General features: G+C 61.1%; 20 protein-coding genes. 8 read left to right on the top strand and 12 right to left on the bottom strand.

Features of this window, described 5'->3' with window-relative positions:
• Positions 1–9: 9 nt before the first annotated feature.
• Entirely contained in the window at positions 10–2,043 is a 2,034-nt protein-coding gene (gene betT, locus MKS11_RS07550; protein ID WP_004885674.1) for a choline BCCT transporter BetT, read from the top strand.
• A 45-nt stretch (positions 2,044–2,088) separates the two neighbouring features.
• Here betT and ivy read toward each other — a convergent pair whose 3' ends face one another.
• Positions 2,089–2,535 carry an Ivy family C-type lysozyme inhibitor gene (gene ivy, locus MKS11_RS07545; RefSeq protein WP_017899040.1) on the bottom strand — a complete coding sequence of 149 codons (447 nt, stop codon included), beginning with the start codon at positions 2,533–2,535 and terminating at the stop codon, positions 2,089–2,091.
• A gap of 225 nt (positions 2,536–2,760) precedes the next feature.
• Between ivy and MKS11_RS07535 the strand changes: the two genes are divergently transcribed.
• Positions 2,761–4,017: a mechanosensitive ion channel family protein gene (locus tag MKS11_RS07535; RefSeq protein ID WP_004885681.1), complete on the top strand. Its 1,257-nt coding sequence runs from the start codon at positions 2,761–2,763 to the stop codon at positions 4,015–4,017.
• Here the strand turns inward: MKS11_RS07535 and MKS11_RS07530 are convergent.
• Positions 4,014–4,907 (bottom strand): LysR substrate-binding domain-containing protein, encoded by an 894-nt coding sequence (locus MKS11_RS07530; RefSeq protein ID WP_004885684.1) that lies wholly within the window; start codon positions 4,905–4,907, stop codon positions 4,014–4,016. The genes MKS11_RS07535 and MKS11_RS07530 overlap by 4 nt on opposite strands.
• A 254-nt stretch (positions 4,908–5,161) precedes the next feature.
• On the opposite strand from MKS11_RS07530, the gene MKS11_RS07525 reads away from it, so the two are divergent.
• The gene (locus tag MKS11_RS07525; protein WP_023319931.1) at positions 5,162–5,767 is read left to right on the top strand and encodes a glutathione S-transferase family protein; all 606 of its coding nucleotides are present in this window, start codon (positions 5,162–5,164) and stop codon (positions 5,765–5,767) included.
• 52 nt (positions 5,768–5,819) lie between these two features.
• Here MKS11_RS07525 and MKS11_RS07520 read toward each other — a convergent pair whose 3' ends face one another.
• The 8 genes from MKS11_RS07520 to MKS11_RS07485 form a co-directional block, all read right to left on the bottom strand.
• On the bottom strand, positions 5,820–6,605 hold the full coding sequence (locus tag MKS11_RS07520; protein ID WP_023319932.1) for an SDR family oxidoreductase: 786 nt from the start codon (positions 6,603–6,605) through the stop codon (positions 5,820–5,822).
• A gap of 83 nt (positions 6,606–6,688) precedes the next feature.
• Entirely contained in the window at positions 6,689–7,486 is a 798-nt protein-coding gene (locus MKS11_RS07515; protein WP_002893589.1) for an SDR family oxidoreductase, read from the bottom strand.
• Between the two features lie 61 nt (positions 7,487–7,547).
• Positions 7,548–8,615 (bottom strand): ABC transporter permease, encoded by a 1,068-nt coding sequence (locus MKS11_RS07510; protein WP_002893591.1) that lies wholly within the window; start codon positions 8,613–8,615, stop codon positions 7,548–7,550.
• Between the two features lie 17 nt (positions 8,616–8,632).
• A complete protein-coding gene (locus tag MKS11_RS07505; protein WP_017899044.1) occupies positions 8,633–10,177 on the bottom strand; it encodes a sugar ABC transporter ATP-binding protein in 1,545 nt (514 codons plus the stop codon).
• Between the two features lies 1 nt (position 10,178).
• Complete coding sequence (locus MKS11_RS07500; RefSeq protein ID WP_017899045.1) at positions 10,179–10,799, bottom strand: DUF2291 family protein; 621 nt, start codon at positions 10,797–10,799, stop codon at positions 10,179–10,181.
• 43 nt (positions 10,800–10,842) lie between these two features.
• Positions 10,843–11,778: a D-ribose ABC transporter substrate-binding protein gene (locus MKS11_RS07495; RefSeq protein WP_004176926.1), complete on the bottom strand. Its 936-nt coding sequence runs from the start codon at positions 11,776–11,778 to the stop codon at positions 10,843–10,845.
• Positions 11,779–11,937: 159 nt separating this feature from the next.
• Entirely contained in the window at positions 11,938–13,458 is a 1,521-nt protein-coding gene (locus MKS11_RS07490; RefSeq protein WP_053810663.1) for an FGGY family carbohydrate kinase, read from the bottom strand.
• Between the two features lie 347 nt (positions 13,459–13,805).
• On the bottom strand, positions 13,806–14,756 hold the full coding sequence (locus MKS11_RS07485) for a sugar-binding transcriptional regulator (RefSeq protein ID WP_002893602.1): 951 nt from the start codon (positions 14,754–14,756) through the stop codon (positions 13,806–13,808).
• Positions 14,757–15,138: 382 nt separating this feature from the next.
• Between MKS11_RS07485 and MKS11_RS07480 the strand changes: the two genes are divergently transcribed.
• A complete protein-coding gene (locus MKS11_RS07480; RefSeq protein ID WP_017899047.1) occupies positions 15,139–15,969 on the top strand; it encodes a transketolase in 831 nt (276 codons plus the stop codon).
• Positions 15,962–16,897: a transketolase family protein gene (locus MKS11_RS07475; RefSeq protein ID WP_043521714.1), complete on the top strand. Its 936-nt coding sequence runs from the start codon at positions 15,962–15,964 to the stop codon at positions 16,895–16,897. The genes MKS11_RS07480 and MKS11_RS07475 overlap by 8 nt, the downstream gene beginning before the upstream one ends.
• 36 nt (positions 16,898–16,933) lie before the next feature.
• Here MKS11_RS07475 and entD read toward each other — a convergent pair whose 3' ends face one another.
• Complete coding sequence (entD, locus tag MKS11_RS07470) at positions 16,934–17,563, bottom strand: enterobactin synthase subunit EntD (RefSeq protein ID WP_080837315.1); 630 nt, start codon at positions 17,561–17,563, stop codon at positions 16,934–16,936.
• Positions 17,564–17,629: 66 nt separating this feature from the next.
• Positions 17,630–19,858 carry a siderophore enterobactin receptor FepA gene (gene fepA, locus MKS11_RS07465; protein WP_017899050.1) on the bottom strand — a complete coding sequence of 743 codons (2,229 nt, stop codon included), beginning with the start codon at positions 19,856–19,858 and terminating at the stop codon, positions 17,630–17,632.
• A gap of 259 nt (positions 19,859–20,117) precedes the next feature.
• Between fepA and fes the strand changes: the two genes are divergently transcribed.
• Genes fes through entF form a run of 3 tightly spaced genes read left to right on the top strand, consistent with a single transcriptional unit; the run spans position 20,118 to position 25,449 of the window.
• Positions 20,118–21,326, top strand: coding sequence for an enterochelin esterase (gene fes / locus MKS11_RS07460; RefSeq protein ID WP_048294363.1), 1,209 nt, complete (start codon positions 20,118–20,120; stop codon positions 21,324–21,326).
• 27 nt (positions 21,327–21,353) lie between these two features.
• A complete protein-coding gene (locus tag MKS11_RS07455; protein ID WP_017899052.1) occupies positions 21,354–21,557 on the top strand; it encodes an MbtH family NRPS accessory protein in 204 nt (67 codons plus the stop codon).
• A gap of 10 nt (positions 21,558–21,567) precedes the next feature.
• The gene (gene entF, locus MKS11_RS07450) at positions 21,568–25,449 is read left to right on the top strand and encodes an enterobactin non-ribosomal peptide synthetase EntF (RefSeq protein WP_284109465.1); all 3,882 of its coding nucleotides are present in this window, start codon (positions 21,568–21,570) and stop codon (positions 25,447–25,449) included.
• The last annotated feature ends 6 nt before the right edge of the window (positions 25,450–25,455 follow it).

Below are 25,455 nucleotides of genomic sequence, written 5' to 3'. Positions count from 1 at the left end.
GGATACTGGATGACAGATCTTTCGCAAAACAGAGAAAAGGACAAAATCAATCCGGTGGTTTTTTACACCTCTGCCGGACTGATTTTGTTGTTTTCCCTGATGACGATCTTTTTTCGCGATTTTTCTGCCGAGTGGATTGGGCGCACCCTGGGCTGGGTGTCGAAAACCTTCGGCTGGTACTATCTGCTGGCGGCGACGCTGTATATCGTCTTCGTCGTCTGCATTGCCTGCTCGCGCTTCGGATCGGTGAAGCTCGGGCCGGAGCAGTCCAAGCCCGAGTTCAGCTTGCTGAGCTGGGCGGCGATGCTGTTCGCCGCCGGGATCGGCATCGACCTGATGTTCTTCTCCGTGGCCGAGCCGGTGACGCAATATATGCAGCCGCCGGAAGGGGCGGGGCAGACCATCGAGGCGGCGCGCCAGGCGATGGTGTGGACCCTGTTTCACTATGGCTTAACCGGCTGGTCGATGTATGCCCTGATGGGCATGGCGCTGGGATACTTTAGCTATCGTTATAATTTGCCGCTGACCATCCGCTCGGCGCTGTACCCGATTTTCGGCAAACGGATCAATGGGCCCATCGGCCACAGCGTCGATATCGCGGCGGTGATCGGCACCATCTTCGGCATCGCCACTACCCTCGGCATCGGTGTGGTGCAGCTCAACTACGGTCTGAGCGTGCTGTTCGATATTCCGGACTCGCTGGCGGCGAAAGCGGCCCTGATTGCGCTGTCGGTGATCATCGCCACCATCTCGGTCACCTCCGGGGTGGACAAGGGCATCCGCGTGCTCTCTGAACTGAACGTCGCCCTCGCGCTGGGGCTGATCCTGTTCGTGCTGTTCATGGGCGATACCTCCTTCCTGCTCAATGCGTTAGTGCTCAACGTCGGCGACTACGTCAACCGCTTTATGGGCATGACGTTGAACAGCTTCGCCTTCGACCGCCCGGTAGAGTGGATGAACAACTGGACGCTCTTTTTCTGGGCGTGGTGGGTGGCCTGGTCGCCGTTCGTTGGCCTGTTCCTGGCGCGCATTTCGCGCGGGCGCACCATCCGCCAGTTTGTGATGGGCACCCTGATCATTCCGTTCACCTTTACCCTGCTGTGGCTGTCGGTGTTCGGCAACAGCGCGCTGTATGAGATCATCCACGGCGACGCGGCCTTTGCCGAGGAGGCGATGCTCCACCCGGAGCGCGGCTTCTACAGCCTGCTGGCGCAGTATCCGGCGTTTACCTTTAGCGCCTCGGTGGCGACCATTACCGGTCTGCTGTTCTACGTCACCTCCGCCGACTCCGGCGCGCTGGTGCTGGGGAATTTCACCTCGAAGCTGAAGGACATTAACAGCGACGCCCCGAACTGGCTGCGCATCTTCTGGTCGGTAGCTATCGGCCTGCTAACCCTCGGGATGCTGATGACCAACGGCATCTCGGCGCTGCAGAACACCACGGTGATCATGGGGCTGCCGTTCAGCTTTGTGATTTTCTTCGTGATGGCCGGACTGTATAAATCCCTGAAAGTGGAAGATTACCGCCGGGTCAGCGCCAGCCGCGACACCGCCCCGCGCCCGATGGGCCTGCAGGACCGGCTGAGCTGGAAGAAGCGCCTGTCGCGGCTGATGAATTACCCGGGCACGCGCTATACCAAACAGATGATGGAGACGGTGTGCTACCCGGCGATGGAGGAAGTGGCCCAGGAGCTGCGGCTGCGCGGCGCCGCGGTGGAACTGAAGAGCCTGCCGCCGGAAGAGGGCGAGAACCTTGGCCACCTCGACCTGCTGGTGCACATGGGCGACGAGCAGAACTTTATCTACAAGATCTGGCCGCAGCAGTACTCGGTGCCGGGCTTTACCTATCGGGCGCGCAGCGGGAAATCCACCTATTACCGGCTGGAGACCTTCCTGCTTGAGGGTAGCCAGGGTAACGACCTGATGGACTACAGCAAAGAGCAGGTGATCACCGATATTCTCGACCAGTACGAGCGGCACCTGAACTTTATCCATTTGCACAGGGAAGCGCCGGGGAACAGCGTGATGTTCCCGGATGGCTAGCCAGGGAGCCCCCGTCGGCGAAAGACTGACGGGGGCGACGGGCGGTTACTGGTAGTTAAAGGCGTCCGGATGGTTGTCGAGGCTACCGCTGAGGGCGGCAAACAGCACGGTTTTGCCATCGATGGACAGGGCGTCGCTGACGTTAAGCCAGGTCAGCTTCTCCTGGTCGGTTTTTTCATCGACCACCGAGTAAACGCCTGACATCTGTTTGCTTTTCTCCGACCAGATCACCGCGATACGCTCGTGGCCGCAGTCGTGGGGTTTGCAGGCGCTTAACACCTGCCAGGATTCGCTGCCCAGCTTCACCGTCTGCGCCGGCGAACCGGTGCCGCCGGTGGTCACCCAGGCGGGCAGCTGATGGCCTTTGACCATCTGGTTAAACGACGCCCGGGTGGCGCTATCGTGGGCCAGACTGTTCAGCGTGACGTCGCCTTGCGCCATAACGCTGGCGGAGGCGGCTAAGGCGATAATAGCGGTAAGCGTTTTAAACATGTTTCCTCCTGGACTTATTCCGTCCTGATAACAAGCCTCTTTATAGTGAGCGTAGATAATGATTAATGCAAACTTTGACATATATCCCGTGAATGATTAGCGGCGGTGCGCGCATGGACGTTACGCTAAGCGATATGCCATGATGCGGATTGATTAACTTTTTCCAATATATGCCCTTGTGATAAAGCAGTTAGCGAAATGGCATAGTTATTCAGGCGATAAAGCATGGCGTATGTGAATCATCTACTGACGTTTATTGAGAGTAATCCGGCGCTGGCGGTGGGATTTAACCTTATTCTGCTGCTGCTCTCCGGCATATTTGCCCACCTTTTATGCAAGTTCTTGCTGATTAAAGTGGTGCGTAAGGTCTTCTTTGGTAGCCATAAACAGGACGTGCCGCTGGAGAAGGATCGACGCATCGCCGAAAAGCTGTCCAATTTCATTCCGGTTATTATCGTCTATTACGTTCTGCAGTTTATGCCGGCGATGCCGGCATCGCTGGTGACGGCGATTAATACCGTCTGCGGGATCTTGTTTTTTATTTTTATGTCGGTGTTTTTCAACGAGATGCTGGATATTGTTAACAGCTCTTATCTGCGAAAAACCAAACGTAAAAATCATTCCATTAAGGGCTATATCCAGATAGGCAAAATCTTAGTTCACATCCTGGCGGCGATTATGATCCTCGCCGTGATGTCGAATAAATCGCCGATTATTATTATCTCCAGTTTGGGGGCGGTGGCGGCGGTGCTGATGATCGTGTTCCAGCATACCCTGCTGTCGCTGGTGGCGAACGTTCAGCTGTCGTCCAACGACGTGCTCCAGCTGGGGGACTGGATTGAAATGCCTGACAAGAACCTCAGCGGCGAGGTGACGGATATCGCGCTGCACACCATTACCATCCGCAACTGGGACAATACCATCTCCCGTATTCCCACCAAGAATTTCCTCACCGAGACCTATACCAACTGGCAGGCGATGTTCTCCTCCGGGGCGCGGCGGATCATGCGCAGTATCGCCATCGATCAGCACTCGGTGCGTTTTCTCGACCAGGAGATGCTCTCCTCGATGCTGGCCATCCGCGGGGTGAATGAGCCTTTGACCACGTTGCTTGACGGCCGGGATCCCGGCGGCGTGGCGGACCGCTGGTTTGTCGATAACGGCCTGACCAACCTGACTCTGTTTCGCCACTACCTGATGCACTATCTTGCCGAGCGGCCGGATATTATTAAGGAGATGTACATTGTGGCGAGAACGCTGAAACCGTCGCCGTCGGGTATCCCACTGGAGATTTACTGCTTCACCTCCTCGACGCTGTGGAAAGACTACGAAAACACCCAGTCGGCGATATTTGAGTACATTACCGCGGTGGCCGGGCAGTTCTCCCTGCGACTTTATCAGTATCCCGCCGGGCACGATTTCTGGCGTCTCTCCCAGGAGCACGCCGCCCGGGCGGGCCTGCCGCCATCGGCCGAAGGCTAAGCGCTGATCTGCTGGCGCCAGAGGGCGATCTCCTCTTCCAGCCAGGCGATGAACCGGGCGATTTCCGGCCGGTTCTCTGCCTGCGGGGAGACGGTCAGCCAGTAGTGCCAGGGGTAGGGGACGGTGACGGCGGTGAGCTGCACCAGCTCGCCGCGGGCTATGGCTCCCGCCACCAGCGAGCGCCGCTCCAGCGCCACGCCGGCCCCCAGGCGAACCGCCTCCAGCACCAGGTTGGAGTCGTTCAGGCGCAGGCCCGCGGGGACGATGGTCTTTTCCAGCCCCGCCTGGCTGCACCAGGCGTGCCACGACTCCATGGAAAAAACGATATCGCTGGCGGCGATCGCCTGCGGGGTGGTCGGCAGGTCGCCGCCGCGATAGTGCGGCGCGGCCACCACCAGCTGTTCATCGGCAAACAGATGCCGGCTTTCCATCCCCTCCCAGTCGCCTTGCCCCATGCGAATGGCCAGATCGATACCCTCCTGCTGCAGGTTGACTACCGCCAGACTGGTCAGCAGGCGCACCGCGATCTGCGGATGTCGCGCCTGAAAGCGCGCCAGCCGCGGCAGCAGCCAGTGGCAGCCAAAGGAGGGGAGGGTCGCCAGGGTCAGTTCCATCGTGCGGGGTTTTATCTGCACCATCCGTGTGGCGTCGGCGATGTGCTGTAACGCCTCGCGGATTTGCAGGGCATAGAGCCGCCCCTCTTCCGTGATGCGCACCCCGCGGCCGTGGCGGACAAACAGTGAGACGCCGACCAGGGCTTCCAGCTGTTTGATGTGCTGGCTGACCGCCGAATGGGTCACGCTCATTTCGTGGGCGGCCTGCGTCACGCTGCCGAGGCGCGCCACCGCCTCAAAGCTGCGCAGGCTGGCGACAGGGGGAAAATCTGCCATGGTGATCTCTCTGGTCAAGGAGTCGATACGTTAACGTTACTACCGGGTTAGCGGGTTTTATAGCCGCCGTGAACAGGCTGTCGAGGGGATGCAGGCTGTCTCAGTCGGTATAGCACAGGGGAGACCGGCGGACTACCCCGTGGCGCCAGTTTGTTAGTTTTCCTAACCATTGCGGTAAGCATCCCCTGATATTCGCGGGGCGGGTTTTCCAGTAAGGTAAGCCAGCAACCCCTTTATCGCAGGCAGGAGTGACGATGAAACTCATTGGTATGATGGATTCACCTTATGTAAGACGCGTGGCGGTCTCTCTGGCGCTCTATGGCGTGGAATTCGAGAGCCTGCCGCTATCGGTCTTTAGCGGCTTTGACGAATTTTCCCGTATTAATCCGGTGGTCAAGGCGCCGACGGTGATTCTTGATAACGGGACGCAGCTGATGGACTCCACGCTGATCCTCCATTATTTCGAAACGGCCAACCCCGCCGGGCGTCGGCTGCTTCCCGCTCATCCCGAGGCGCTGGCCCACGACCTGCACCTGCTGGGGGTGATCCTCGCCGCCAGTGAAAAAGCGGTCCAGCATGTTTATGAGCACCGTCTGCGGCCGGAAGAGAAGCAGCATCAGCCGTGGATAGCCCGGGTGACCGGCCAGCTGCTCGCCGCCTGTCGGGAATGGGACGCCCGGCTGGCAGACCGCGCTGTCGCCGCGCATCCGGACCAGGTGATGGTCACCAGCACGGTGGTCTGGTCCTTTATCCAGTTGATGATCCCGGCGGTGGTGCCGGCAGCGGAGTTTGCGCATATTCGCGCGCTGGCGCAGAAGGGGGAGGCGCTGCCGGCGTTTCAACAGTATCCTCTGGCTTAACGGCGGGGATGGAGAGGGGCGCCGCAGCGTGGCGCCCTGAAGCAGGAAAGGATCACCAGCAGACAAACCCGCCGTCGACCACCAGGTCTACGCCGGTGCAGAACGAGGCGGCGTCGCTGGCGAGGAACAGCGCCGGGCCGGCCATCTCTTCCACCTTCGCCATCCGCTGCATCGGCGTCTGGCTTTCAAACTCGCGGGTTTGGTGCACCATCTCCGGACGGGTATTCATCGGCGTGGCGGTATATCCCGGGCTGATGGAATTGACGCGGATCCCTTTGCCCACCCACTCCATCGCCAGGCTTTTCGACAGATGGATCACGCCGGCTTTGGAGCAGTTGTAATGCGCCTGGTCGAGGCCGCGGTTAACGATGATCCCCGACATCGAGGCGATGTTGATAATCGACCCGCCGCCGGATTCCAGCATCAGCTCCGCTTCCGCTTTGCAGGAGTTCCACACCCCGGTGAGATTGATATCGATCACCCGCTGCCATTGCTCGCTCTCCATCTCCAGCGCCGGATTGGCGTTGGCGATCCCGGCGGCGTTAACGGCGATGTCGAGGCGGCCAAAGCGGCTTTTGGCCAGCGCGACGGCGGCGCGCAGGTCGGCCAGCTGGCGGACATCGCCGGTGTAGGCGCAGGCCTGGCCACCAATGGATTCAATATGACTGACCGTTTCCGCCAGCCCACCGTCGTCGCGAAGATCAAAACAGACCACCCGCGCGCCGGCGCTGGCGAGACTGCAGGCGATGGTCTGGCCAATGCCGCTGCCGGCGCCGGTGACAAAGGCGACGCGATCCCGCAGGCTAAACAGCTGTTGTGCAAAGTCTTTACCGATCATAATGATTATTCTCTTCAATATAGTGTCGAACATCGGGAGCCAGGCTTCCCGGTTGGCGGCGCGCCTTATCCGGGCTACCGTGCTCAGGACATAATCAAACCGCCATCGATGTTAATGGTCTGTCCGGTGAGATAGCGGGCGTCGTCGGAGGCGAGAAACGCCACCAGCCCGGCGACGTCTTCCGGCTTGCCGGCGCGCTTCATCGGAATGCCTTCGACCCACTCCGCCATCAGCTCGCCTTTGCCGTAGCGCTTCTGCTCGGTGCTGAGAATTTCGCCCCACACGCGGTCGTTGTAATCCCACATTTCGCTTTCAATAATGCCCGGACAGAAGGCGTTGACGGTGATATTCCACGGCGCCAGCTCATGAGCCAGGCTTTGGGTAATGCCGATCACGCCCATTTTGCTGGCGGCATAGTGCGGGGTATAGATGAAGCCCTGGCGCCCCTGACCGGATGAGGTGTTGATCAGGCTGCCGTGATTCTGTTTCACCATATATTTGGCCGCCTCGCGGCAGCACAACCAGACGCCGGTGGTGTTGACCGCCAGCACTTTTTCGAAATCGGCTTTTGGCATCCGGTCGTAGTAATCGATGGTGATCACCCCGGCGTTCTGAATCGAGACGTCAATGGTGCCGAAGCGGGCGGCGGCCTGCTCATACAGCCCCTGCACCTGCGCTTCGTCGGTCACATCGACCTGCAGCGATAAAATGTCCGCCTGATAGCGCTGACGCAGGGTTTCGGCGGTCTCATGAACCCGTTCGGCGTTGGAAACCATTACCAGGTTCGCGCCGTCGCGGGCGAAGCGCTCGGCAATACCCGCGCCGATGCCGCGGCAGGCGCCGGTGATCACCACCGTTTTGTTCTGGAAATCTCGTTGCATATGTTGTTCCCTTTCGCTGAGCCGGGCACCAGGCCCGGCGGAAGATATGAATCGTTGCCGGTTAGCTGGAGGTGGCGCCGTTGGGGGGGATGGCGGCCAGTTTCTCCTCATGGCGACGCATCAGGATGACCTTGCTCTGCAGCTTCTGCTGGAACTGGTCGACGACCACGGCGGTGACGATCACCACGCCTTTAATCACCATTTGCCAGAAATCGCTGACGCCCATCATCACCATGCCGTCGGCAAGGAAGACGATGACGAAGGCGCCGATAATCGAGCCGGTTACCCGACCACGGCCGCCGGCCAGCGCAGTGCCGCCGAGCACGGTGGCGCCGATGGCGTCCATCTCAAACATGTTGCCGGTCATCGGGTGCGCGGTTTGCAACTGTGATGCGACGATCAGGCCGACAAAGGCCGCGCACAGGCCGGAGAAGGCATAGACGAATATTTTCGCTTTCACAATCGGCACGCCGGCGAGGCGGGCGGCGGACTCGTTGCCGCCGATGGCGTAGATGTAGCGGCCAAGCGGCGTTTTGGTGGTCAGCCAGTAGCCCAGCACCAGGAAGCCGATCATCAGCCAGATGGGCAGATAGACGCCGAGCAGGGTGCCGGAGCCGAGGGTGGCGAAACCGGTGTTGCCCAGCGCTTCCATGCCGTTGAGATTCGGGTAGGTGCTCCCGTCGTTAAACAGCAGCGCGGAGCCGCGGGCGACGTACATCATGCCTAAGGTGCAGATAAACGGCGCCACGCCGAAGCGGGTGATCACCGCGCCGTTGACCAGACCGACCAGCACGCCGAAGATCGCCACGCAGAGGATCACTTCCGGGACGTTAAAGAAGAGGATGTCGCCGTTCCACAGCGGCAGGCCGTTGGTCAGCAGCGCGCCTGCCACCATGCCGCAGATCCCCGCCACCGCGCCGACGGACAAATCAATGCCGCCGGTGAGAATGACCAGCGTCATGCCGATGGCCAGCAGACCGGTGATCGCCACGTGCTGGGTCATGATCAGCAGGTTAGAGGCGGTCAGGAAGTTGGGTACCATCACGCTGAAGAATGCGATCACCAGCAGCAGGGCGATAAAGGTGCGGGCCTTCAGCAGGTACATATAAATCATATATTTCTGGTTCATGATGGATTCCAGCCTGATTAATCTTGAGGTGTTGAAGCCGCGATTAACTGTTCGCGGGTCACCGCATGGCGCGGTAGATCGGCGGTAATGCGGCCATCGGCCATCACCAGGATGCGGTCGGCCAGGGCCATCACCTCATCCAGTTCAGAAGATGAAAACATCACCGCCAGCCCCTGCTGGGCCATTTTGCCGATCAGGTGATAGACGTCGGTTTTCGCACCGACGTCGATGCCGCGCGTCGGTTCGTCGAGGAACACCACCTGCGGCTGGGTCATCAGCGCTTTACCCAGCACCACTTTTTGTTGATTGCCGCCGCTCAGCGAGGTGATGGGCAAATTGGCGTCGCTGACCTTGATCGCCAGCTGCTGGATCATCGCTTTCACGCAGGTCTCTTCTTTTTGCGGATTCAACCAGCGCCAGGCGCGGCGAAAACCCTGCAGGCTGAAATCAGAGAGCGTCATGTTGGCCTGAATCGACATCATCTGCACCACGCCTTCGCCCTGGCGGTCCTCCGGCACCAGCGCCAGCCCTTTTTTCAGACGCTGCTGAAAGCGTGCTTTGCCGATGCTTTCGCCATTGAGGTGCACCTCGCCGCGCTGGCAGGGCATCAGGCCTACCAGGCCTTTGAACAGCTCGGTGCGTCCGGCCCCCAGCAGGCCGTAAATACCGATCACTTCGCCTTTGCTGAGGGTGAAGGTGACGTCATTGAGCTTGTAGCCGCCGCTGGGATGCAGCGCGGTCAGTCCCTTGACGTCAAGCACCGCGTTGCCTTTTGGCGCCGGTTGATAATCGAAATGTTTTTTCTTATCGCCGACCATCTGCTCGATGATCCACGGCACGCTGGCGTCGCTGACGTGACGCTCGCTGATAAAGCGGCCGTCGCGGAAAATGGTGATGTGGTCGCCGATCTCCATCAGCTCTTCGAGGCGATGCGAGATATAGATAATGGTCACGCCGCGGCGCTTAAGCTGCGCGATCACCTTGAACAGCACTTTCACCTCAGACTGGCTCAGCGCCGAGGTGGGTTCGTCCATGATCAGCACCCGGGTGTCTTTCGACAGCGCGCGGGCAATCTCGACTAATTGCTGGTGGCCGATACCGAGTTCGCCCAGCGGGGTGTAGGGATCGACATCCAGCTCCAGTCGCTCCAGCAGCGATTTGGCCAGCGCGTACTGATATTTTTCGTTGATGCGTCCTTTCTGAAAGAATTCATTTGCCATGAAGATGTTGTCCATCACATTCATATTGGGAAATAAATTCAGTTCCTGGAAAATAATGCTGATGCCGAATTTCTCTGCCTGATGGGTAGAGTTTAAAGTCACCGCCTCGCCATCGAGAATAATTTGCCCGGAGGAGGGCGTTTCCACACCGGCAAGCATTTTCATCATGGTGGATTTACCCGCACCATTTTCTCCGATCAGCACGTTGACCTTATTTCGATAGACCCGGTAATTGACATTATCCAGGGCGGTCACGCCGGGATAGACGCGCGACAGGCCACGAGTTTCGATAATCACTTCAGACTCAACGGGCTGGGGAGCGACGAGATCGTGCGGCGCCATATTATTGCCCCCCCGCGTGAACGATTTTCGCCGGGGTAATTTCCGGGAGGGTTGGCGGAATATCCCACGCCGAGAAGACGCCGTACACGTCCACGCTGTCGCCGGTTTTGACGTTGGCTGTCTGAATCATTTTGACCGCCTGGCTGTTGATATTCTTGCTGTACTCGCCGAACAGCACCTGGTCGTTAAAGTCCTGATAGCTGGCGCCGCTGTAGCCGTCGCGCAGCTGGGTGCCGCGCAGGGTGGGGCCAATTTGCACCGTCACATTGCCGACGCTGGCGTCGGACAGGGTCATCTTGCCGCTGCGCGAGGCGGTATCGAGCTTGCTGACAGTACCTGAAACCTTGACGTAGAAGATGCAGGGGTTTTCGTCCTGCGCGCGGTAGCCAAGGGCTTTGCAGGCGCTATCGATATCTTTTGCCGCCTTGAGCGCGCTCATCAGTTCCGCCGCCGGGCGCGCTTTCGCCACCACCTGGGGTACGATGCTCTGCTGCCAGGTTTTATCCATGTTCGCCATATGCGGGTTGGGCGGCGATTTCAGATCTGCCAGCTCCTGCTGCGAGACGATGCGACAGCCCCCAAGCGCCAGTACGGCTAGCGTCAGACAGGTTTTCTTAAACATAATGCTCTCCTCTGCGCCCCCGCGGGGGCGCAACCACCCGAACTCAGGACTTAATGTTGAAATCCTGGACTTTATCGGCGTTATCCTGGGTAATCAGAATGCCGCGGAACATCACGCGCTGTTTGGCCGGCTTTTCGCCTTTTTGCAGGTAATTATCCAGATCGGTGACGCCCTGAGCGGCGATGGCCTGCGCTTGCAGCATCACGGTCGCCTGCAGGGTGCCGGCTTTCACGGCGTCGCGCTCATCGTTGCTGCCGTCGATGCCGACGACGATCACATCGCTACGGTTGGCCGCTTTCAGCGCTGCAATCGCGCCGAGGGCGACCGGCCCGTTGCCGCAGATCACGCCTTTCACGTCCGGGTGAGCCTGCAGAATGCTGTCCATGATGCGCTTGCCGTCGATCAGGGTGCCTTTGGCATCCTGTTTCGCCACGCTGACCATATCCGGATACTGGTCAATGACCTGATGGAAAGATTTAGAACGGGTGACGCAGTTATTATCGGCGAGGTTGCAGGTCAGCTCGGCGTATTTGCCTTTCTCCGCCATCTTCTCGACGAAGACGTTGGCGACCTCGGAGCCGGCCTGGAAGTTATTGTGGGTAATTTGTTCCAGCGCCACATCATCAACCGGAATTTCACGGTTAATTAAGACCACCGGAATGCCGGCTTTTTTGGCCTTTTCAATGGCGGCGACGCTGGCGGTGGAGTCGGCGTTATCAAGAATAATGCCCTGCACCTTTTTACCAATGGCGGTGTCGATAAGCTCATTCTGCTTTTTGACATCTTCGCCATGCGACAGCACGGTGGTTTTATAGCCGAGCGCCTGGGCTTTTTCGCTGGCGCCTTTGGCTTCCGAGGCGTAATACGGGTTATCCAGCGAGTTGACCATGATCATAATGGTGCCTTTCTCCGCGGCGTGCGCGGCAAAGGAGAAGGCGGTCAGGGTAGCAGCGGTTAAAAGGGTTATACGTAATTTCATGACTCTGTTCCTGTATTTTTATATTCGAACAAATGAGCCCCTGAGCGGGCAGGCTTTTACGGTCTGAAATTTCCCCTGATGTATTCGGGGATAGCGATATCGTTATGGGCCGGGTTTCTCCTGTGATAAGTGAATGCGTGTTGTCGCGCAGTCTGGCGGTCAGGCTGGCGAGTCCGGTTTCCATAATGTTCGGTCGACCGCATGGCGCCACTCCTGCCAGCGCGTTTGTAAGCGCTGGTGGCGGGCCATGTCGGGCTGAAAGGCGCTGTGTTCGGTTAAGAAGGCCTGCAGATCGGCGGTCGACCCGGGATGGAGCGCTTTGCGGGCCAGCAACGCCGCGCCGATGGCGGACAGCTCCGGCACGTCGCTGCGCATCACCGGGCAGCCGAGCAGATCGGCCTGGTATTGCATCAGCCAGTCATTGTTGGTCGGCCCGCCGTCCACCATCAGCGCCGTCAGGGTGAACTCCTCATGCTGACGCATCGCCACCACCACGTCGGCAATCTGATAGGTGATGGACTCCAGCGCCGCGCGGATCAGATGCGCGCGTTTCACCCCGCGACTCAGGCCGCAGATCACGCCGCGGGCGCTATCGTCCCACCAGGGGGCGCCGAGACCGGTCAGCGCCGGCACGAAGTACACCCCGAGGGTCGAGTCGACGGAGGCGGGAAGGGTGTTCAGCTCATGGGCCAGCTCGGCGGCAGAGAGCTCGCTCAGACCGGTGCTGTCCGCCATCCAGGCGACGGCATCGCCGGTGTGGGGAATATTACCTTCCAGCCCCCACACTAGCTGATCGCCATCGTGCCAGGCGACAGTGGTCGCCAGCGCCTCGATATCGCACTGCGCCGATTTGACCGGCGCCATCACCGATGAGCCGGTGCCGTAGGTGGCTTTCACGCAGCCCGCTTCGCCGAGCGCGTGGCCGAACAGCGCCGCGTGGGAGTCGCCGATCATCGCCATAATGGGAATACCGTCTGGAATAGCGGCCAGCCCTTTGGTATGGCCGAAGAGGCCGCTCGACGGTTTAATTTCCGGCAACGCCGCGCGCGGAATACCGAATAGCGCTAGCATCTCGTCGTCCCACTCGCCGCGGTGCAGATTCAACAACTGGGTGCGGGCGGCATTGGAGTAGTCGCAGCAGAAGGCTTCTCCGGCGGTCAGATTCCACAGCAGCCAGCTGTCGATGGTGCCGAGGCAAATCTCGCCGCGTTCGGCGCGCAGGCGGCCATCGGCAGTCGCATCCAGCAGCCAGCGCATTTTGGAGGCCGAGAATAGCGGGGCGATCGGCAGGCCGGTGGCCTGTTTAATACGCTGTTCCTGACGTTCGTGACGCAGCGTGTCGCAGAACGCGGCGCTGCGGGTGCATTGCCAGGTAATGGCTGCGTTAATCGGTTCGCCGCTGTCGCGATACCAGCCGATGGCGGTTTCCCGCTGGTTGCTGATGGCCAGCGCGGCGACGTTTTCCGCGCCGACGTGGGCCACCGCGCTGGCGATCACCGCCAGCGAGGCGGCCACCAGCGCCTCGCCCGACTGCTCCACCCAGCCGTCGCGCGGCGTTTGGAGCGCCAGCGGCTGCGAGAATTTGACGATAACCTTGCCCCGGCTATCCAGCACCACCGCTTTGGCGTTGGTGGTGCCTTCATCCAGGGCGATGATGAACTCTTTTGCTGTCGCCTGCATCGTGCTCTCCTCGGTCACCCGGTGTCCTGGAACAGCGGAGACGGGATATCTTCCACCGTCTCATGCGTTTACGCAGGCCATGATGTGACATTTCGTTATCATCTTCTTAATCACTGAATATATATTCGATAGTGATTATTTATTTGATACCTTAAGCCACAAACCCGGTGACGGGCTACCGGAAAAATCATCAATTGTGCTGGCAATCACATTTCGCCGATCGGCGAAAGCGGCGGCAGGCGGCTGGAGTGGTAGATTAACTCATTGAATTTCAATGCAATAACTGAGGCAGCCCTGAGGCTAAAAAAGCGCGTCAGGGCGGCAGAGAGGAAAAACAGCGCGGCAGGTTAGTCGCTGACCAGCATGCGGGCGGTAGGATAATCGGTGATTAAAACGTCAATGTAGCCGCCGGTGAGGGCGCCTTTGATGGCCGCGACTTTGTCAGTGCCGCCGGCCAGCGCGACCACGTTCGGGCATTTTTTGACCTTCTCCAGCGCCATGCCGATCACCGGATCTTCATCATCGCGTAACACCGGATGGCCGTTTTTGTCGTAGTAGTGCAGGCAGATATCGCCCACCGCGCCGCGCGCCGCCAGCACCTGCAGCATATCTTCGTGATAGTAGTTCCCGGAGGTTTTCAGCAGCTGGGAGGGTTCGAGAATGCCGATGCCGACGATGGCGATATCCACCTCGTCAAAGCGCGACACTACGTCCGCGACGTCCTTGCTGGCCAGCAGTCGGTTGCGCTCCTCCATGGATCCCTCAATGCTCTGCGACGGCAGCAGCCAGGCGTCGCAGTTCAGGCGCTGGGCGAGGGTCTGGGTAAGAATCGTCGCCTGCACGTTACCGTTGGGCCCGACGCCGCCGAGCAGCTGGATCACGCCGCTGGCCTTCAGGTTCTGCGCATGAACTTCATCGACCATCGCGCGAATGGTTGAGCTCCAGGAGGAGACGCCAATCAGATCTTTTGGCCGTAGACGGGTTTCCAGGTAGTGGGCGGCGGCGGAGCCAATCGCCCGCTTAATGGTGTGATCGCTGGCCTCTTCCTCGGTATCCACCACCACCGCCTGCTTAAGACCGTAGCGATCCTCAAGCCCTTTTTCGAGCTTCAGAAAAATGTTTGACGGCTGTACGACGCTGATTTTGACGACGCCCTCTTTCTGGCAGCGGGTAATGGCGCGGGAGACAAATGACTGTGAGAGCGAGAGAAGTTGGGCGATATCAGACTGCTTTCGTCCTTCCAGGTAGTAAAGCGTGGCAATCTTAACCAATAGCCGTTGTTCATCCTGCTTAGCCATATTAATCCTCGAAAATCATTTATCGCCTGTGTTCAGGCGCTTAGCGGCAGCCATTTTATTTAGGGTATAGAGGCTTCTATCATACGCGAAAAAAAATCACACTTAAGTGTGACAGGCATCTAACTTTTGCCAATCCTCAAAATCGACTATGGACAAAAACAAAACAGCCAGGTCATAATCGAATAAAGAATCATCATTGAATATATATTCAAGGCGATTTCAAGTCAACGTGTTTCTCCGGGCTAAGTCCGGAGCGGGAGGCAGAATGTTCCTGAGTAGGGCGCTGTGGCAGAAGGCTTACCACCCGGCATAGGGATATCTGGTTTTTTTAGTCCTTGCTGGAATAAATATTCCATGCTGAAAATAAATTCAGAGGTGTGAAATGAATCCCTACAGATTTGATATTCAGACGCTGGAGCGTAAAGCCCGCGCGGTGCGGCGCCACATTGTGCGCTTAAACGCCAATAGTCCGGCCGGCGGCCACACCGGGGCCGACCTCTCGCAGGTCGAATTGTTAACCGCACTCTATTTCCGCGTTCTCAACGTCGCGCCGGATCGGCTCGACGACCCGCAGCGCGATATCTATATCCAGTCGAAAGGCCACGCGGTGGGCTGCTACTACTGCGTCCTGGCGGAGGCCGGCTTCTTCCCGGTCGAGTGGCTGGAGACCTACCAGCATGCTAATTCTCATCTCCCGGGCCACCCGGTGCGGCAGAAAACGCCGGGTATTGAGCTGAACACCGGCGCGCTGGGCCACGGTTTGCCTGTTGCGGTGGGGCTGGCGCTGGCCGCGAAGAAAAGCAACAGCACCCGCCGCATTTTTTTGATCACTGGCGACGGCGAACTGGCGGAAGGCAGCAACTGGGAAGCCGCCCTGGCAGCGGCGCATTACGGTCTGGATAACCTGGTCATTATTAATGATAAGAACAATCTCCAGCTGGCCGGGCCGACGCGCGAAATCATGAATACCGATCCGCTGGCCGACAAATGGCGCGCCTTCGGCATGGCGGTCAGCGAATGCCAGGGGAACGACATGGCCTCGGTGGTCGCAGCCATCGAGGGGCTGCAGCAGAAGGGTAAACCAAACGTCATTATTGCCAACACCACGAAAGGCGCGGGGATCTCCTTTATCCAGGGGCGCCCGGAGTGGCACCACCGGGTGCCGAAAGGTGAAGAGATCGCTCTGGCGCTGGAGGAACTGAAAGATGAGTAATGCAGAACACCTGGCTAACGTCATGGTCGAGGCCTTTATCGCCGCTGTGGAAAGCGGTGTCGATCTGGTGCCGGTGGTGGCCGACTCCACGTCGACGGCCAAAATCGCCCCCTTTATTAAGCAGTTTCCCGGCCGGCTGGTGAACGTCGGCATCGCTGAGCAGAGTATGGTCGGCACCGCCGCTGGTCTGGCGCTGGGCGGCAAAGTGGCGGTGACCTGTAACGCCGCGCCGTTTCTCATTTCGCGGGCTAATGAGCAAATCAAAGTGGATGTCTGTTACAACAACACCAACGTGAAGCTGTTTGGCCTTAACGCCGGGGCCAGCTACGGTCCGCTGGCCAGCACCCACCATGCGATTGACGATCTGGCGGTGATGCGCGGCTTCGGCAATATCCAGATCTTCGCCCCCTCCACGCCGCGCGAATGTCGGCAGATTATCGACTATGCCCTTGCTTATCAGGGCCCGGTCTATATTCGCCTCGATGGCAAGGCGCTGCCGGAGCTGCTTGACGAGTCGTATCGCTTTGTTCCCGGCGCCGTGCTGACCCTGCGCGAAGGCGAGGACGTCGCGCTGGTGGCCACCGGTTCGACGGTGCATGAGGTGGTGGAGGCAGCGCAGCGGCTTGCCGACCTCGGCGTTCAGGCGAAAGTGGTCAGCGTGCCGTCGATCCGCCCCTGCGATACCGCGGCGCTGCTGGCGGCGCTTCGGCCGTGCGGCTCGGTGATCACCGTGGAAGAGCATAACGTCAACGGCGGTCTGGGCAGCCTGGTGGCGGAGGTGCTGGCGGAAGCAGGCGTGGGCATGACTCTACAGCGCTTGGGGATCCCGGACGGGGAGTACGCCGCCGCCGCCGATCGCGGCTGGATGCGCCAGTACCACGGGTTTGATGCCGCCGCCATCGTCGCCCGGGTGCAAAACAGGGGCTGATGGCCTGAACGCCCGTCGCGTGAAGCGCGCGGGCGTTTACTGCTGCAATGCGCAAAGCGTGATGACCTGCTCCTCCGACGCGGTCCAGTGCAGCGGATAGCGTTGCCCCGCAAACCGCAGCGCTACGGTGCTTGCCGTTACCTCCACGATCTGAAAGTCGTCGAACCCCAGCGCGCGCTGGCTTGCCGTCGGCGTCGCCTTAAACCCACTCTCTTTCGCCGAAAACGCCAGCGTCAGCGCCAGCGGGAAGGGCAGGCCGCTGTGTAACAGCACCTTTTTTTCCACCTCGTTGATAATGCTGCTCTCCAGCTCCGCCGCCAGCGGTGGCGTAAACCGGCGCTCGATATCGACCCCCACCGGCCGGTCAGTCACTACCGCCAGCGCGCGCTGGCCGCAGTGGCTGATGCTGCCGAACCAGGGCGCGGGCCACAGCGGCTCGCGCCGATCACCGATGGCGGGAGGCTGTTTTTCCCCGACCTCGCGCAGGGCGTACACCGCGGCGATGCGCCCGGCCAGGTGCTCCGCCTGCCGCTTGCGGCCCCAGCCGCTCAGGCTGGCGTGGTAGGGCAGCCACAACAGATCTTCAGGCTGGAAAGTCGCCGGGTCGAAATCGATCTGCTGCAGCGTATAGCCGGCCAGCGGCAGGGTGGCGTGATGGATGCGCATAGGGCAAGAATACCGTGGTTGTCCCCGCCCTTTGTCTTGCAAGGGCGGGGCAGGGAGAACCCGCTATCAGAAGTGGGTGTTGACGCTCAGGTACCAGGTGCGGCCCGATTCGTTGTAGGTCTCGGCGCCGGCGCCGTACATCGTGCCGGTGGCACCCCCGGTGGTCTGGGCGTTGCCCGCGCGCCAGTGGCGCTTGTCGAAGACGTTATCCACGCCGCCGGTCAGACTAACGTATTTGGTGACGTCCCAGGTCGCGCTCAGGCCGAGGATGCTGTAGGGGCTGACCTCGTTCTTCTCGCTGCCGGTAACCGGTTGACCCTTATAGTTGTACTTCTTCGGCTCCTGTTTGCCGTACCAGGTAAAGGTCGATTGCAGCGAAACATCATCGCGTACCTGCCAGCTCAGCGTGGAGTTTAGCGTGTATTCCGGGATAATCGACAGACGATCGCCGGTCTCTTTGTTCTTACTCTGCAGCATATAGGTGATGTTGTTGGTCCAGTTGACGGTCTCGCTCACCGGGACGTTGAGCGTGCCTTCCAGGCCTTCCACTACCGCTTTCGGCACGTTTTCCCACTGGTAGAGATCGGTACCTTTACCGTTTTGATAGACCGGAGCATAGCCTGCCTCAATCTTGTTGCGGTAATCGTTGCGGAACCACGTGACGCCCGCCAGCCAGCCGTCGCGTTTAAACTCAAGGCCAATCTCTTTGTTGATGCTGGTCTCGGCTTTTAAATCTTCATTCCCCTGCAGATAGCAGCCGTCTTTGCTGGCGTAGCAGCCCTGGCCTTTGCTGTAGAGAATGTAGTTCGGGTTGGTCTGATACAGGCTCGGCGCTTTATAGGCGCGGGCGATGCCCATCTTCAGCGTGAAGTCGTCCCACAGCCCTTGGGACAGGTTAAGGGACGGACTCCAGTTGTTGCCGACGATGCTATGGTGATCGAAACGCAGCGCCGGGGTCAGCATGGTGGTGTCGGTCAGCTCCATGTTGTTCTCAGCGAACAGGGAGAAGATCTCCGCCTGCGAGTACGGGCTGCGGCCGGTGCTGTCGTAGCCCGGAATTTCTCCTCCCGACAGCGCCTGGGTATTGGAGGCATTATCCTTCATCCGCTGCTGGTTCCACTCGCTGCCCAGCGTCAGGTTCTGATTAACCAGATAGTCGAACGGGATGCTGACTTCGCTGTGCAGCATCACATCCGCCAGATCGATATCGGTGAACTGGTTGCTGTTGAAGATCCCCTCGGTACCCCCGGCCAGACCTTCGCCTTTGCGCGAGTTGCGGGTGCGTTCGTACTGCGCCCAGTTGCTGGTGGTCACGCCGTTGTCCCAGGCGCCGTTCCAGGTGACCGAGTAGGTGTTGCGGTACAGACGGTTGGTCTCTTTGCCGTAGTTCTCTTTCACCAGGTCGTTGGAGTTGGTGTTCTGAGTGTCGCCGGCATAGAGGTTCCCCTGGCGGCTGTAGCCGGCCTCAAACTCCAGTGACTGCATCGGGGCGAATTCCCAGCGCACCAGACCATCGATGTTTTTATTTTTTACCCCTTCGCGCCCGGCCGGCAGGGTGTCGGCATAGATCCCGGTGCGTTCGGACTGATGACCCTGGTTGATGTCCCAGGCGTCGGCCTGCGTTTTGTCGAGGTTACCGAACAGGCGGAAGCTGAAATCGCCGCCCAGCGGGCCGCTGAGGCTGAAGTTGGTGCGCTTGGTGGAGCCTTCGTCTTTGTGCTCCGGGGCGTTCATATAGGTGTTCCAGGAGCCGTGCCACTCATCGCCGGTTTTTTTGGTGATGATATTCACCACGCCGCCGGCGGCGCCGTTACCGTAGCGGGCGGCGGCCGGGCCGCGAATCACTTCGATGCGTTCGATCATCTCCGGCGGCACCCAGCTGGTGTCGCCGCGGGTGTCGCGCTCGCCGCGCCAGCCGAGACGCACAGAGTTGCGGCTGGTGACCGGCTTGCCGTCGATCAGGATCAGGGTGTTTTCCGGGCCCATGCCGCGGATATCAATCTGGCGGTTATTGCCGCGCTGGCCGCTGGTGGAGTTGCCGGTCAGGTTGACCCCCGGCATGGTGCGAATGATCTCCGAGACGTCGCGCGCCGGCGGACGCTTGCGGATCTCATCGGCGGTGATGGTGGAGACGCCCGGCGCCTGCAGGTTCTGCTCGGCGGCGGTGACCACCATGGTCTCTTCCGCGGCGCTGTTTTTATCGTCGGTGGCGGTTTCCGCTGCGCTTAACGGAAAAGCAACCCCGTAAATTCCCAGATTGACCAGCAAGGCCAGGGATTTGATCCTGTTATTCATTGTTATTCCTGCTTTTTTGTCGCCACGTTCCCCAAACGCCCCTTCCCACCGGGAGGGGAGGCGGCATAAATGTTGCCGGAAGAGGGCAAAGGCACTCCGTCGCTAGCTGAATAAGCTCTCTTCGACATGTGTTGTGAAAGACGCGCTTCCCACGGCGCGCTAATACGCTATTGCAAATGCAAATAGTTATCAATAATATTATCAATAAAGAATGACAATTAATTAAAAAAGTCACGCGATACATAGGGTTAATGACAGAATGTTAACGACAGGAAGCGAGGAGTGGTGGCGAACCCTGCAGGGTCCGCAGTCCCGGGCGGTGGATGACGCCATCGAGGTGACGTTCTGGTGGCGGGATCCGGCAGGGGATGAAACGCGTTCTCCGCGCCGTCGGGTATGGCTCTATATCACCGGCGTGACCGACCACCATCAGAATGCGCGGCCGCAATCGCTGCAACGTCTGCCCGGGACCGACGCCTGGTGCTGGCGAACCACGCTGTCGCCGACCTGGCGCGGCAGCTACTGCTTTATTCCCTCCGACCGTGACGATGATTTTTCCCCTGAGGTGTTCAGCGCTGATAAGCCGGACCGCGCGCTGCTGCGCGAAGGCTGGCGCAAACTGCTGCCGCGGGCGATAGCCGATCCGCTGAACCCGCACAGCTGGCGGGGTGGACGCGGCCATGGGGTCTCGGCTCTGGAGATGCCGCAGGCGCCGGCGCAGCCCGGCTGGGACCAGCTTAATGCAGCGCATCCTCCCGCTCGTTGCCTTGAGTGGCGCAGCGCGCGTCTGGGCAACCATCGCCGGGTCTGGATCTACACCCCCGGCGAGGCCGTCGATCCGCAAACACGGCCGCTGGCGATCCTGCTTGACGGCCAGTTCTGGGCCGAAAGCATGCCGGTGTGGTCGCCACTGGCCGCGCTGACCCGCGAGGGGAGACTGCCGCCGGCGGTCTACCTGCTGATCGACGCGATCGATAACCAGCGCCGCGGGGTTGAGCTGCCCTGTCATCGCGATTTCTGGCTGGCGGTGCAGGAGGAGCTCCTGCCCCTGGTCCGCGGCCATGCCCCGTTCAGTGACCGCCCGGATCGGACGGTGGTGGCCGGGCAAAGCTTCGGCGGCCTGGCGGCGATGTTCGCCGCCCTCAACTGGCCGCAGCGATTTGGCTGCGTGCTCAGCCAGTCAGGCTCCTACTGGTGGCCGCATCGCGATGGCCGCGGGGAGGGCTTTATCGGCGAACGTCTGCGCCAGGGCGAGGCGTCCGCGGCCGGGCTGCGCATCTGGCTGGAGGCGGGCCAGCGTGAACCGATTATTTTTCGCGCCAACCAGGCGCTGCTGGCGCAACTCACCACCACGCAGCAGACAATTTTCTGGCGTCAGGTTGACGGCGGGCATGATGCGCTCTGCTGGCGAGGCGGGCTGACGGCAGGGCTTATCCAGCTCTGGCAGCCTCTGCTGTCGCCCCCTTAGCACAGCGCTTTACGACAGGAGTTTGATATGCAATTCAGTAACCCCTTCGACAATCCGCAAGGGCAGTTTTACATTCTGCGCAATGATCAGCAGCAGTACAGCCTGTGGCCGGGGCACTGCGCGCTGCCTGCCGGATGGACGGTAGTGTGCCCTCCGCAGTCGGTTGAGGCGTGCAACGCCTGGCTGGCGGCTAACTGGCCGACACTGACCCCCGCTCATCATGCGGCATAAGGAGCTGACCATGACCACTCGTTTACCGCTGGTTGCCGCGCAGCCGGGGATCTGGATGGCCGAGCGCCTCTCCACTCTGCCTGGCGCCTGGAGCGTGGCCCACTATGTTGAACTGCGCGGCGCGCTCGACCCCGCGCTGCTGGGTAAGGCGATTGTCGCCGGTCTGCAGCAGGCAGACACCCTCAGCCTGCGCTTTGAGGAACAGGAGGGGGAAGTCTGGCAGTGGGTAGCGGCGGAGCGCACCTTTGCCGAACCGCCCATCATTGACCTGCGTACGACGCCGGATCCGCATCGTGCCGCCACGGAGCGGATGCAGGCAGATCTGGCGCAGGATCTGCGCGTCGACGGCGGTAACCCGCTGGTGTGCCATCAGCTGCTGCGCGTCGGCGACGACCGCTGGTACTGGTATCAGCGTTATCACCATTTGCTGGTGGATGGCTTTAGCTTCCCGGCGATAACCCGGCAGATCGCCGCCATCTACCGCGCCTGGCAGCGCGGGGAAGCCACTCCTGAGTCGCCTTTCACCTCCTTCGCCGAGGTGGTGGACGAGTACCAGCGCTACGCCGGCAGCGAGGCCTGGCAGCGGGATAAAGCTTTCTGGCAGGCCCAGCGTCAGGCGTTACCGGCTCCCGCCTCACTCTCTGCCGCGCCGCTGGGCGGACGCGCCGCCGGGAGCGATATCTGGCGGATGAAGCTGGAGATGAACGCCGACGCCTTCCGCCGCCTGGCCAGCCATGCGCCGCAGTGTCAGCCCGCTGATCTGGCGCTGGCGCTCACCACGCTGTGGCTGGGCCGCCTGTGCAACCGGATGGACTACGCGGCGGGCTTTATCTTTATGCGCCGGATGGGCTCAGCGGCGCTGACCTCGACGGGGCCGGTGCTCAATGTCCTGCCTCTGGCGGTGCATATTGACGCCCAGGAGACGCTGGCGGACCTGGCGATGCGCCTCGCCGCTCAGCTGAAAAAGATGCGCCGCCATCAGCGCTATGACGCCGAGCAGATCGTCCGCGACAGCGGCAAAGCGGCAGGGGACGAACCGCTGTTTGGCCCGGTGCTGAACGTCAAAGTCTTTGATTACCAACTGGATATCGACGGCGTCGAGGCGGTGACCCATACTCTCGCCACCGGCCCGGTCAACGATCTTGAGCTGGCGCTGTTCCCCGATGAGACCGGCGGCCTGTCGCTGGAGATCCTCGCCAACAAGGCCCGGTATGATGAAGCCGAGCTGCGTCGCCACATGGCGCGACTGACTGCGCTGCTGGCGCAGTTTGCCGCCGATCCGACGCTGCGCTGCGGCGACGCGGAGATGCTCTCCGCCGACGAGCTGACCCGCCTGACGGCGGTCAACGATACCGCTATGCCGCTGCCTGCCACCACCCTCAGCGCGCTGGTGGCCGACCAGGCGCGGAAGACTCCTGATGCCCCAGCGCTGGCGGATGCAAACTGGCAGTTCAGCTATCGCGAGATGCGTCAGCAGGTGGTGGCGCTCGCGCAGCTGCTGCGTCAACGCGGCGTGAAGCCGGGCGACAGCGTGGCGGTGGCCCTGCCGCGCTCGGTGTTCCTGACCCTGGCGCTGCACGGCATTGTCGAAGCGGGGGCCGCCTGGCTGCCGCTGGACACCGGCTACCCGGACGACCGTCTGCGGATGATGCTGGAAGACGCCCGGCCGTCGCTGCTGATCGCCTCGGAGGATCAGCTGGCCCGCTTCAGCGATATCCCCGGGCTGGAGAGCCTCTGCTACCAGCAGCCGCTGGCCGTTGCGGATGACGCGCCGCTGGCGCTGTCAAAACCGGACCATACCGCCTACATCATCTTTACATCGGGCTCCACCGGACGGCCGAAAGGGGTGATGGTCGGCCAGACCGCCATCGTCAACCGCCTGCTGTGGATGCAGGATCGCTATCCGTTATCTGCCGACGACGTGGTGGCGCAGAAAACACCGTGCAGTTTTGACGTTTCGGTGTGGGAGTTCTGGTGGCCGTTTATCGCCGGCGCGCGGCTGGTGATGGCCGAGCCGGAGGCGCACCGCGACCCGCAGGCGATGCAGCAGTTCTTCGCCCACTACGGCGTGACCACCACCCACTTTGTGCCGTCGATGCTGGCGGCGTTTGTCGCCTCGCTGGATGCCGACAGCGTCGCCGCCTGCCGCACGGTGCGGCGGGTATTCTGCAGCGGCGAAGCGCTGCCGACGGAATTGTGCCGCGAGTGGGAGCGCTTGACCGGCGCGCCGCTGCATAACCTGTACGGCCCGACGGAAGCGGCGGTGGACGTCAGCTGGTATCCGGCCTGCGGGCCTGAGCTGGCGGCGGTGACCGGCAGCAGCGTGCCGATTGGCTGGCCGGTATGGAACACCGGGCTGCGCATTCTGGATGCCGCGATGCGCCCGGTGCCGCCGGGGGTGGCGGGGGATCTTTATCTCACCGGCATTCAGCTGGCGCAGGGCTACCTGGGGCGTCCGGACCTCACCGCCAGCCGCTTTATCGCCGACCCGTTTGCCCCCGGCGAGCGGATGTATCGTACCGGCGACGTGGCGCGCTGGCTGGCGAACGGCGCGGTGGAGTATCTTGGCCGCAGCGACGATCAGCTGAAGATCCGCGGGCAGCGCATCGAGCTTGGCGAGATTGACCGGGCGATGTCGGCCCTGCCGGACGTGGCGCAGGCGGTGAGTCACGCCTGCGTCTTCAACCAGGCGGCGGCGACCGGCGGCGATGCCCGGCAGCTGGTGGGCTATCTGGTCTCTGACTCCGGCCTGCCGCTGGATACCGCGGCGCTGAAAGCGCGGCTGGCGGAACAGCTGCCGCCGCATATGGTGCCGGTGGTGCTGATGCAGCTCGCTGACCTACCGCTCAGCGCTAATGGCAAACTGGATCGCAAAGCGCTGCCGCTGCCGACCCTCGGCGGCGAGCGCAGCGGCCGGCCGCCGGAGCCCGGCATGGAAACTCTTGTCGCCGCCGCCTTCAGTCAGCTGCTGGGCTGCGAGGTGAATGATATCGACGCTGATTTCTTTGCCCTCGGCGGCCATTCGCTGCTGGCGATGCGCCTGGCGGCACAGCTTAGCCGCCAGCTGGTGCGACAGGTGACCCCGGGGCAGGTGATGGTGGCCTCGACAGTGGGCAAACTGAGCGCGCTGCTGGCGGCCGATCTCAGCGATGAGCAGGCTCAGCGCCTGGGACTGGATACGCTTCTGCCGCTGCGCGAGAGCGACGGTCCGACGCTGTTCTGCTTCCATCCGGCCTCCGGCTTCGCCTGGCAGTTCAGCGTGCTGGCGCGCTATCTCAGCCCGCGCTGGTCAATTACCGGTATTCAGTCGCCGCGCCCGCAAGGGCCGATGGCCAGCGCCGCCAGCCTCGACGAGGTCTGCGAGCATCATCTGCAAACGCTGTTGGCGCAGCAGCCGCACGGCCCTTATTACCTGTTCGGGTATTCGCTGGGCGGCACCTTAGCCCAGGGCATTGCCGCCCGCTTGCGCCAGCGCGGCGAAGCGGTGGCCTTCCTCGGCCTGCTGGATACCTGGCCGCCGGAGACGCAAAACTGGGCGGAGAAAGAGGCTAACGGGCTGGATCCGGCTGTGCTGGCGGAGATTGCCCGCGAGCGCGAAGCGTTTCTTGCCACCCAGCAGGGGCAAGCCTCCGGCGAGCTGTTCTGCGCCATCGAAGCCAACTATGCCGATGCGGTACGGCTGTTAACCACCGCGCACAGCGCGAAGTTTGACGGCAAGGCGACGCTGTTCGTGGCGGAGAAGACGCGGCAGGCGGGGATGGATCCGCAGGTTGTATGGGGCCCATGGGTGGGCGAGCTGGAGGTGTTCAGCCAGAACTGCGCCCACGTCGACATTATCTCCCCGCAGGCCTTTGAAGCCATCGGTCCGGTGGTCAAGGAGATTCTGGGATAACGGTTG

This window comes from Klebsiella sp. K5-45 (genome assembly GCF_030128605.1).
In the GTDB taxonomy this organism is placed as follows: domain Bacteria; phylum Pseudomonadota; class Gammaproteobacteria; order Enterobacterales; family Enterobacteriaceae; genus Klebsiella; species Klebsiella quasipneumoniae.
The sequence above is the reverse complement of the archived record's forward strand: the minus strand, read 5'-3'. Positions and strand labels throughout refer to the sequence as shown.

Coding starts and splice junctions, on each gene's coding strand:
- betT (WP_004885674.1), top strand. CDS start 10: ATGACAGATCTTTCGCAAAACAGAGAAAAGGACAAAATCAATCCGGTG.
- ivy (WP_017899040.1), bottom strand. CDS start 2,535: ATGTTTAAAACGCTTACCGCTATTATCGCCTTAGCCGCCTCCGCCAGC.
- MKS11_RS07535 (WP_004885681.1), top strand. CDS start 2,761: ATGGCGTATGTGAATCATCTACTGACGTTTATTGAGAGTAATCCGGCG.
- MKS11_RS07530 (WP_004885684.1), bottom strand. CDS start 4,907: ATGGCAGATTTTCCCCCTGTCGCCAGCCTGCGCAGCTTTGAGGCGGTG.
- MKS11_RS07525 (WP_023319931.1), top strand. CDS start 5,162: ATGAAACTCATTGGTATGATGGATTCACCTTATGTAAGACGCGTGGCG.
- MKS11_RS07520 (WP_023319932.1), bottom strand. CDS start 6,605: ATGATCGGTAAAGACTTTGCACAACAGCTGTTTAGCCTGCGGGATCGC.
- MKS11_RS07515 (WP_002893589.1), bottom strand. CDS start 7,486: ATGCAACGAGATTTCCAGAACAAAACGGTGGTGATCACCGGCGCCTGC.
- MKS11_RS07510 (WP_002893591.1), bottom strand. CDS start 8,615: ATGAACCAGAAATATATGATTTATATGTACCTGCTGAAGGCCCGCACC.
- MKS11_RS07505 (WP_017899044.1), bottom strand. CDS start 10,177: ATGGCGCCGCACGATCTCGTCGCTCCCCAGCCCGTTGAGTCTGAAGTG.
- MKS11_RS07500 (WP_017899045.1), bottom strand. CDS start 10,799: ATGTTTAAGAAAACCTGTCTGACGCTAGCCGTACTGGCGCTTGGGGGC.
- MKS11_RS07495 (WP_004176926.1), bottom strand. CDS start 11,778: ATGAAATTACGTATAACCCTTTTAACCGCTGCTACCCTGACCGCCTTC.
- MKS11_RS07490 (WP_053810663.1), bottom strand. CDS start 13,458: ATGCAGGCGACAGCAAAAGAGTTCATCATCGCCCTGGATGAAGGCACC.
- MKS11_RS07485 (WP_002893602.1), bottom strand. CDS start 14,756: ATGGCTAAGCAGGATGAACAACGGCTATTGGTTAAGATTGCCACGCTT.
- MKS11_RS07480 (WP_017899047.1), top strand. CDS start 15,139: ATGAATCCCTACAGATTTGATATTCAGACGCTGGAGCGTAAAGCCCGC.
- MKS11_RS07475 (WP_043521714.1), top strand. CDS start 15,962: ATGAGTAATGCAGAACACCTGGCTAACGTCATGGTCGAGGCCTTTATC.
- entD (WP_080837315.1), bottom strand. CDS start 17,563: ATGCGCATCCATCACGCCACCCTGCCGCTGGCCGGCTATACGCTGCAG.
- fepA (WP_017899050.1), bottom strand. CDS start 19,858: ATGAATAACAGGATCAAATCCCTGGCCTTGCTGGTCAATCTGGGAATT.
- fes (WP_048294363.1), top strand. CDS start 20,118: ATGTTAACGACAGGAAGCGAGGAGTGGTGGCGAACCCTGCAGGGTCCG.
- MKS11_RS07455 (WP_017899052.1), top strand. CDS start 21,354: ATGCAATTCAGTAACCCCTTCGACAATCCGCAAGGGCAGTTTTACATT.
- entF (WP_284109465.1), top strand. CDS start 21,568: ATGACCACTCGTTTACCGCTGGTTGCCGCGCAGCCGGGGATCTGGATG.